The organism is Aliivibrio sp. 1S128, from assembly GCF_001691065.1.
Taxonomy (GTDB): Bacteria; Pseudomonadota; Gammaproteobacteria; order Enterobacterales; family Vibrionaceae; genus Aliivibrio.
Genome location: NZ_MAJV01000025.1, coordinates 22,485 through 30,996, shown reverse-complemented (window position 1 = coordinate 30,996; position 8,512 = coordinate 22,485). Strand labels below are relative to the sequence as shown.

The following is an 8,512-nucleotide window of genomic DNA, read 5'->3' as shown; positions in this document are numbered from 1 at the left end:
AACTGTTGTTGTGTAAATTATCCACCGTTAGTTAAAACATCCATCAATTAGGAACAAGAAAATGAAGATTTGGGATTTACCAACACGCATATATCATTGGCTTCAAGCACTGCTTTTTATCGGATTAGCCGCAAGTGGCTTTAAAGGTGAAGGGCCACATATCTATTTAGGTTTAGCGCTATTTACTCTTATTATGTGGCGAATTGTATGGGGATTTATCGGCAGTGATACGAGTCGTTTTAAAAAATTTATTGCTTCCCCAAAACGTACCATTCGTTATTTATTAGGAAAAGAACCATCAAAAATAGGCCATAATCCAGCAGGATCTTGGATGGTTATCGGATTAATTTGTACCTTACTTATTCAATGTATTACCGGCATATCGTTAGCGGGGTTATTCGATCACATCCCTTACGCTGATATCCTCTTAAATGATGATGTCTTTGATGTTTTCGTTACCCTGCATGGAATATGTGCACGTTTACTACCGGCATTAGTCATCTTGCACTTAATTGCTATTCTCTTTTATAAACTACGCTCAAAACCACTTGTTTGGGCAATGATCTCTGGCGTACAGAAGAAACTGACAGAAAATCAATCCTCGTCGAACCTGATGTTTGTATCAAATAGACGTGCATTATTGGTGCTTATTGCCACCGGATTAGTTACCATTGCAATAGTTGTAAGCGCAGGAGTTTAAACACAATGGAAGAATTTGATCGTCAAAGCAGCTTTGGATGGATGATTAACGTTATTGCCAACCAAGCCTCAAAGAATTTCGAAGCAGAATTAAAACAGCACGGTTTAACTGTTGCTCTTTGGCCAACCATGATGTGTTTATGGGAAGAAGAAGGAGTAACTCAACGTGATATTGCTGAAAAATCAAAAGTGGAAAACTCCACAACAACACGAACATTAGATAAATTAGAAAAACTTGGCCTTGTTGAGCGACAAGTAGATCCCAACAGCCGTCGTTCATTTCGTATTTACCTCACAGATGAAGGCCGAGCATTAAAAGAAACACTTTTGCCGATCCCTGTGAAGGTGAATAAAGAAGTACTTAGCTCTCTTGATCTAAAGGAGCAAAAAGAGATGATTCGATTACTGCAGAAAATGGTCGCTGCTGTATAAATCATCTCTAATAAAACACGATAAATAGCCCACTAGAATGGGCTATTTTTTTATAAAAAAAACATGGCACTGATCTATTTCACACAACGAAATACATAGAACTCTAATTAAACAAAAACATAAAAACGAGATCAATGTCGCATTAAATAGCTAAAAAACACGCTTTTTTTGTGATTACCTTGCCTTTGCGCCTCTAAAAATGCCAATAATAAAAAGGAATTTAATTAGAGTACAAAGGATATGTATTTACATATGACTATTGCAGCGCCCAGAATCTTGTGTTCAAGCATGGATATTGAACCCAGCAAAAAATGGACATTTAGAGAACCATCAAGGACAGACGGTGACGATGTTTATGCATTGATCACCGAGTGTCCCCCTCTTGATATCAACTCTTCATACTGTAATTTCCTTCAATCTACACATTTCAGTAAGACCTGCGTTTTAGCAGAGAAAGACGGCAACCTTGCTGGTTTTATCTCTGGTTACCATAAGCCTGATGATCCAAAGACATTATTCATCTGGCAAGTCGCGGTCTCTCCTCGCTACCGAGGTAAAGGTTTAGCTTACTCCATGCTAAATGAGATTTTACAGCGAAAAAACCTCAAGCACACCGAATTCTTAGAAACGACGATCACCAAAGCCAACGACGCTTCTTGGTCACTATTTAAAAAGCTGGATGCCGAGCATGGTGACCGAGGCGAAGTGACTACGTTTCTAGACAAAGAAGCGCATTTCAAAGGCAAGCACGATACTGAATATTTGTATCGTATCGCTCTAAAATAAAATAGGAATCATAAACGGACTCATCATGAATATTTTCAAGAAGCAAGAATCACAAGTACGTTCATACTCAAACAGTTTTCCAGTTATCTTTCAAAAAGCAAAAGGATGTTGGCTAGAAACCGAAAGCGGCGAACGTTACTTAGACTTCCTTGCTGGAGCCGGATCACTCAACTACGGTCACAACAACCCAGTCTTAAAGCAAGCTTTACTTGAATACATCGAAACAGATGGTATTACTCACGGCTTAGATATGCACTCAAGTGCAAAAGCCACTTTCTTGAATGCATTGAATAACTATATTCTTGAACCTAGAGATCTAGATTATAAGGTTCAGTTTACCGGTCCTACCGGAACCAATGCCGTTGAGGCCGCTTTAAAACTGGCACGTAAAGTCACCAATCGAACTAACATTGTTGCCTTCACTAATGGTTTCCACGGTTGTACTGCTGGTGCATTAGCTGCAACAGGGAATCAACACCATCGTCAAGGTGCTGGCTTTAGTTTAAACAACGTCACTCGTATTCCTTTTGAAGGTTATGCAGGCATTGATGGGCTTAACCTGTTTGAAACTATGCTATCTGATAACTCAAGTGGCTTAGACAAACCCGCAGCTGTACTGTTAGAAACCGTACAAGGTGAAGGAGGGTTAAACGTTGCCTCAAATCAATGGCTACAACGTTTAAGCAAGATTTGTAAAGCCAACGATATTCTAATGATTGTTGATGATATTCAAGCTGGTTGTGGTCGTACAGGTACTTTCTTTAGCTTTGAACCATCAGGAATTAAACCAGATATGATCACGTTATCAAAATCAATCGGTGGTTATGGTTTACCAATGGCGGTTGTACTACTGAAACCTGAATTAGACGAATGGAAACCGGGTGAGCATAACGGTACTTTCCGTGGTAATAATCATGCCTTCATCACCGCAGCTAAAGCACTAGAGATCTACTGGTCAAATTCAAATTTTGAAGAGCATATTAAACAGATCTCTCAGAAGGTCAGTGATGTCATTCTTCGTGCCGTAAAACGTTACCCTAAGCTGTTTGTTCAGCAAAAAGGCCGCGGGATGATGATTGGTATTGAATGTAAAAACGGCATTATCTCAAGTGACATTGCTAAAGATTGCTTTAAAAACGGCATGATCATTGAAACCGCAGGTCCATCTGATGAAGTTGTTAAATTCTTTTGTCCACTAACGATTACAGACGCAGAATTAGACAAAGGATTAACCATCTTTGAAAACGCAATTGACAATATTGCAGAAAAACACTTCAAAAAAGCATCTTAATCAGGGACGAAAAAATGATTGTTAGAACATTAGACAAATGTCGTGACAGCGAACGACGCGTAGCATCAGAAACATGGGAAAGCGTAAGAATGTTGTTGAAAGATGACAACATGGGCTTCTCGTTTCACATTACGACAATTTACGAAAATACTGAAACACATATTCATTATAAGAATCACTTAGAGTCAGTATATTGCATGAGTGGCGAAGGCGAAATTGAAGTCATTGGCGGCGAAACTTACCCAATAAAACCAGGGACACTATACATTCTTGATAAGCACGATGAACACTATTTACGAGCTTACAAAAATAAAGAAATGGTGATGGCGTGTGTTTTCAACCCACCAATTACAGGTGCTGAAGTACACGATGAAAATGGGGTTTATCCTATTCTTGATTAATATATAGAGGTCATTCTCTATGTATTACTCTTCATCGATTATGCATATTACCTACCTGGATAAGCACTTATTCAGGTTAGTCTCTTCTTTTAAAAGTCAAAAAGGACTTACCCATGACTTATACCGTAGAAAAAATCGGCGGTACTTCTATGACTGCATTTGATGCAGTACTAGACAATATATTTCTTCGTCCACAAAATCCATATAACCGTGTTTTTGTTGTTTCTGCTTATGGTGGGATCACTGACTCCCTCCTTGAATGTAAAAAAACAAGTAAACCGGGTGTTTATCAACTGATCGCTAAGCGAGATGACAGCTGGGAAGAAGCATTAGCTTATGTAGAGAAACGTATGCTACTAACTAATGAGCATATTTTCATTGATCCACTCAACCGCATCAGAGCAGATAAATTCATTTGCTCTCGTATTAAAGAAGCAAAAAATTGCATTACAAATATTCTTGAGACTTGTCAGTATGGGCAGTTTTCATTACGTCGTTATTTACCTCAGGTAAGAGAGTTTCTCTCTTCAATTGGTGAGGCTCACAGCGCTTATAATACGGCACTAAAACTAAAAACAATGGGTATCAATGCCAAATTTGTTGACCTATCAGGCTGGGATAATCAAATTCCAAGAACATTAGATGAAACCATCATTGATGTATTTAAAGACATTGATGTTACGACAGAACTTCCAATCGTTACCGGTTACGCTTATTGCAAAGAAGGCTTAATGGGTACATACGATCGCGGTTACAGTGAAATGACGTTCAGTCGTATTGCTTCTCTAACTAACGCAGATTTGGCTATTATCCATAAAGAATATCACTTGAGTTCTGCTGATCCCCGTGTTGTAGGCACTGATAAAGTATTTCCTATCGGACGTACCAACTATGACGTAGCCGATCAATTAGCTAATTTAGGTATGGAAGCCATCCATCCGAATGCCGCTGCAGGGCTTCGTGAAAGCGACATTGAGATACAAATTAAAAACACCTTTGAGCCAGAACATAAAGGCACTTTGATTTCATCGGAATATCACCCAGAAACAAACAAAGTGGAGATCATTGCAGGCAAAGAAAAAGTGTTCGCTTTGCACCTCTTTGACCAAGCGATGGTTGGCCAAGTCGATAACGTAGGTTATGAGTTAATGGAAATCATCTCTGATGCCCGCGTTAATTTAATTGGTAAAGAAATGAATGCAAATTCAATTACCTATTATCTTGGTGGAAGCACTGAAAGTCTTAATAAACTGTTATATAAAGCAGAAAAACGTTATCCAAAAGCGTCAATTAAGGGACGAATGGTGGCATTAATTTCAGTCATTGGATCTCAAATTGATACTAACAAAGCACTGGCAAAAGGCGTTTTATCATTAATGAATAATGACGTAACTCCCGTTGCCCTACACGCTTCTATGCGTAACGTAAACGTGCAATTTGTAGTAAGTGATAAGGATTATAAAAAATCAATACAAGCACTTCATCACGAGTTCTGTGAAGATGTTACCGCCACCACAACGCTAAAAACGAGTCAGGTTGCTTAACGCAATTTTATTCAATTTAAGATAAACAGTCCTATTTTAAAGGGCTGTTTTATTTAATTTTTTCAATGATACTAGCACCTCCTCTAATACTGGACCAAAACCGTGGCTACGAGAAACTAAGCATCCCATAGGGGTTAGCCACCCATCAAACTCATGCGCAACGGGCAACGCGACTAACTTCTTTTGTTCTAATAAATGCATAACCGTATGTTCTGGCACCACTGTCCAACCTAGCCCTTTACACGCAAGTTCTATCAAGGTTTGGTGGCTGTTTCCATACCATAACTTTGAACTTATTCCATAACTGAACCACAATTCTTTACGCTTTGAACTTCGATGCACTAACTGTCGCTGCCCCTTTAATGCAGTATCACTCACTACTGATAATTTTGTTAATTCATGTTCTGGTGAGACTACCGTAAGAAAACGTACATGACCTAACGTAAAGAAATCCATATCTACTTTAAGCTCACCATCGGCATACACAATACCCACTTGTGCTTTACCTTTTTTAACTAGTTCTTCTACATCAAAAGTAGATGTCGTAATTATTTCAAAATCGGTTACTGGAAATTTATTTGCTAAACCGGCCAATATTTGAAGTAGGCTATCAGTTAATAAACTCTCATCTACTGCAATGATAAGTTCATATTCATGATCTCTTTCTAATGATTCCACTTTCTGATCAAAATATTTCTGTTGATGCAAAATAGATTGAGCAATCGGTAATAACGCCTTGCCTTTCTCTGTCAGCACTGGCGTATTCTTCTTTCGATTAAACAGCTCTTGGTTGATTGAGATCTCTAAGTTTGCAATAGACTGACTCACACCTGATTGTGCACGTTTTAATTGACGAGCAGCTGCCGAGAACGATCCACACTCACACACGGTGACAAAAATTTTTAATTGCTCAAAACTGTACATGCATTTGGCTCAATGAATAAAAAGAAAGATATAAAACCTAAACTATCACGATTCGTGATAGGTGTTAACTTTATCTCTTTTAACCGCTCTTTATAATCGCTGATTCATTATTTTTAAATGTATCAATAAACATTAAGAGTTATCGCTATGAAAACAACTGAACGTATTTTCCACGCTGTATTATTTGAAGTATTAGCTGTATCACTGTCTATTCTTGGGTTAGCTATTTTTACTAATCACGATGTTACTTCTCTATCAGGAACGATGATAGTTATTGCCACTATCGCGATGATTTGGAATTTTATTTATAACTGGATTTTCGATCAATTCTTCACAGGCGAGAAAACACAACGCACTCTTTCTTTGCGTATCTTCCACGTTGTATTATTTGAATTAGGGTTATTGTTCGTGACTGTTCCCGTAATGGCTTACTTATTAAATGTAAGTATCTGGGAGGCTTTTGTAATGGATATCGGCGTAACTATTTTCATCACCATTTACGCATTCACCTTTAACTGGGTATATGACAATGTAAGAGCAGTATTGATGAGAAGAATGACGAGAGAAAACTCGTTAACTGTATAAGCTACATTTATTGGCTCTCGGCTAAAAACATATTCCATGCCTTATATCTAACAAGAGCAATCATCTTCAATTTAAGTGAGTAAAATGGGATTTAACTCACTTTATTGATATAAAAATCAATAAGTTATATATATAAATGAAATTAAAAAACCAAATAAAACACAACAATAAAACATAATGGCAACTGGTAAGTTACATATTTACCCTTACATTTGAAAATTTAAGACGTAAATCACAATATTACTGTCATAAAAATGAGACTTTATGATACTACGTACTTTCTCGTACAAGGTGTTTATATGGATATTAGCACTCTTTCTATTGTTAGTGTTTTCTTATCAGCAGTGCTGAGTCTCAGCTTGTTTTTAGGGTATAAGTATATGTTTAATGAGAAAATAAAGGGTGTAAACTATATCTCTTTTGCATTTTTTTTACTTACCTTAAGCATTTTACCAATCAGTTTAGGCTACACCCAAACTTCCTGTAACATCGTATTCTTATCAAATAGCTTATATGTAATCGCTGTATCCCTATTAACTTTAGGCATTTCCTTTATTAGGATACCAAAAAAAAGCCCCCTTTTATCCTGCTCTGTTATTTCAATAATAACGATACTTTCCTTTGCTTACTTCACATACATTACACCATCCATAAACGCGAGAATAGAAATCAGAAGTATCTTTATACTAATTATGGGATGCATTGGGATCTATATTAATAAAAATGGACAAATTAAAGATAATCAAGCGCCCTTACTGCTACTAAACCTAATATTCAGTATAAATATAATCGCAATGACGCTACGCTTAATATGGGTTTATACTGAAAGGCCAATTATTCACTATCTCAGTATTTCAGAAGTTCATAAAATTGCTTATATATTAGTGATAATCACAATCATAGCAATTAGCTTTACTGTCTTTTGGATACTTACTGAACGCCTGATATCCAAAATTCATAAAACGTCTATTACTGATGAACTCACAAAACTTTATAACAGAAAAGGATTAAAAGAATTTTTAACTACGCTCTTACCAATGAATAAAAATGCATCTCTTTCTATCATATTGGCAGACATCGATAAGTTTAAATTAATTAATGATACCTACGGGCATGATTGTGGCGATTTAGTTATTGAGAATTTTGCAAAAATCATTCGAGAGCAATGTAGAAATAACGAAATATGTGTGCGTTATGGTGGTGATGAATTCCTAATAATCTCACAGGACCCTCCCCAAAATACTTCTATGAAAATAACCAATAGAATACAACAAGCGGTTTCCACACAATCGATAAATTCTATCACTTATAGTGTTAGCTTCGGTTTAGCAAAAATGACAGTGAATGATGATTGGAATGGTCTTATGAAACGTGTTGATAATGCCTTATATACAGCTAAAGCCAATGGACGAGACTGTCTAGTACAAACCTAATCTATAACTGCCAATGTAAACGTTTGCCTAAATTTATATCGAACAATGATTTTATTTACTATCTAATCCTTTAAAATATTATTTATATTTAAAGCTAGACATTTTACAAAATGAGGCACATTCTGAAGCAAGAATCTGGAACATAACCTAGAAACATAGATAGTATAGCCATGAAAAATAATAAATTTAATCCTTACTTCCCGCTTAACCACGTAACGACGACCTCTCTGGTACTCACCTAAACTCGGCCTAAGGCTGATATAAAAATAAATAGTAACTTAAGGTTTTATTATTTTCCATTTAACAATGGGGGATATTTATTATCTGAATTATGGTTAATTATATTCATTCTTATTTAAGATAAATATAACCGAAGAGTTACAACGCATTTATTAAAATAATAGCTAATAAATAAAG

General features: G+C 36.5%; 9 protein-coding genes. 8 read left to right on the top strand and 1 reads right to left on the bottom strand.

The annotated features are described in order from the left end of the window. Window positions 1–61: 61 nt before the first annotated feature. The 6 genes from A6E03_RS04520 to A6E03_RS04495 all read left to right on the top strand — a co-directional run bounded on the left by A6E03_RS04520 (window position 62) and on the right by A6E03_RS04495 (window position 5,153). Complete coding sequence (locus A6E03_RS04520) at window positions 62–700, top strand: cytochrome b/b6 domain-containing protein (RefSeq protein ID WP_065593040.1); 639 nt, start codon at window positions 62–64, stop codon at window positions 698–700. Between the two features lie 5 nt (window positions 701–705). After that, window positions 706–1,131, top strand: coding sequence for a MarR family winged helix-turn-helix transcriptional regulator (locus tag A6E03_RS04515; RefSeq protein WP_065593041.1), 426 nt, complete (start codon window positions 706–708; stop codon window positions 1,129–1,131). Between the two features lie 252 nt (window positions 1,132–1,383). Continuing rightward, the gene (ectA, locus tag A6E03_RS04510; RefSeq protein WP_065600253.1) at window positions 1,384–1,917 is read left to right on the top strand and encodes a diaminobutyrate acetyltransferase; all 534 of its coding nucleotides are present in this window, start codon (window positions 1,384–1,386) and stop codon (window positions 1,915–1,917) included. A gap of 25 nt (window positions 1,918–1,942) precedes the next feature. Beyond that, window positions 1,943–3,208 (top strand): diaminobutyrate--2-oxoglutarate transaminase, encoded by a 1,266-nt coding sequence (gene ectB / locus A6E03_RS04505; RefSeq protein WP_065593042.1) that lies wholly within the window; start codon window positions 1,943–1,945, stop codon window positions 3,206–3,208. 14 nt (window positions 3,209–3,222) lie between these two features. Beyond that, window positions 3,223–3,609: an ectoine synthase gene (locus A6E03_RS04500; protein ID WP_065593043.1), complete on the top strand. Its 387-nt coding sequence runs from the start codon at window positions 3,223–3,225 to the stop codon at window positions 3,607–3,609. A 113-nt stretch (window positions 3,610–3,722) separates the two neighbouring features. Continuing rightward, the gene (locus tag A6E03_RS04495; RefSeq protein WP_065593044.1) at window positions 3,723–5,153 is read left to right on the top strand and encodes an aspartate kinase; all 1,431 of its coding nucleotides are present in this window, start codon (window positions 3,723–3,725) and stop codon (window positions 5,151–5,153) included. A 36-nt stretch (window positions 5,154–5,189) separates the two neighbouring features. Here the strand turns inward: A6E03_RS04495 and A6E03_RS04490 are convergent, their stop codons facing one another. Further along, window positions 5,190–6,077 (bottom strand): LysR family transcriptional regulator, encoded by an 888-nt coding sequence (locus tag A6E03_RS04490; protein ID WP_065593045.1) that lies wholly within the window; start codon window positions 6,075–6,077, stop codon window positions 5,190–5,192. 147 nt (window positions 6,078–6,224) lie between these two features. Here A6E03_RS04490 and A6E03_RS04485 point away from each other — a divergent pair, with 147 nt between their 5' ends. Both A6E03_RS04485 and A6E03_RS04480 read left to right on the top strand, forming a co-directional pair. Continuing rightward, window positions 6,225–6,662 (top strand): PACE efflux transporter, encoded by a 438-nt coding sequence (locus A6E03_RS04485; RefSeq protein WP_065593046.1) that lies wholly within the window; start codon window positions 6,225–6,227, stop codon window positions 6,660–6,662. A 299-nt stretch (window positions 6,663–6,961) separates the two neighbouring features. Beyond that, on the top strand, window positions 6,962–8,095 hold the full coding sequence (locus A6E03_RS04480) for a GGDEF domain-containing protein (protein WP_065593047.1): 1,134 nt from the start codon (window positions 6,962–6,964) through the stop codon (window positions 8,093–8,095). Window positions 8,096–8,512 lie beyond the last annotated feature (417 nt).

What these genes read in the sequence shown, in the direction of transcription:
- A6E03_RS04515 (WP_065593041.1), top strand. Translation starts at nt 706, where the DNA reads ATGGAAGAATTTGATCGTCAAAGCAGCTTTGGATGGATGATTAACGTT.
- A6E03_RS04500 (WP_065593043.1), top strand. Translation starts at nt 3,223, where the DNA reads ATGATTGTTAGAACATTAGACAAATGTCGTGACAGCGAACGACGCGTA.
- A6E03_RS04495 (WP_065593044.1), top strand. Translation starts at nt 3,723, where the DNA reads ATGACTTATACCGTAGAAAAAATCGGCGGTACTTCTATGACTGCATTT.
- A6E03_RS04480 (WP_065593047.1), top strand. Translation starts at nt 6,962, where the DNA reads ATGGATATTAGCACTCTTTCTATTGTTAGTGTTTTCTTATCAGCAGTG.
- A6E03_RS04520 (WP_065593040.1), top strand. Translation starts at nt 62, where the DNA reads ATGAAGATTTGGGATTTACCAACACGCATATATCATTGGCTTCAAGCA.
- A6E03_RS04485 (WP_065593046.1), top strand. Translation starts at nt 6,225, where the DNA reads ATGAAAACAACTGAACGTATTTTCCACGCTGTATTATTTGAAGTATTA.
- ectA (WP_065600253.1), top strand. Translation starts at nt 1,384, where the DNA reads ATGACTATTGCAGCGCCCAGAATCTTGTGTTCAAGCATGGATATTGAA.
- A6E03_RS04490 (WP_065593045.1), bottom strand. Translation starts at nt 6,077, where the DNA reads ATGTACAGTTTTGAGCAATTAAAAATTTTTGTCACCGTGTGTGAGTGT.
- ectB (WP_065593042.1), top strand. Translation starts at nt 1,943, where the DNA reads ATGAATATTTTCAAGAAGCAAGAATCACAAGTACGTTCATACTCAAAC.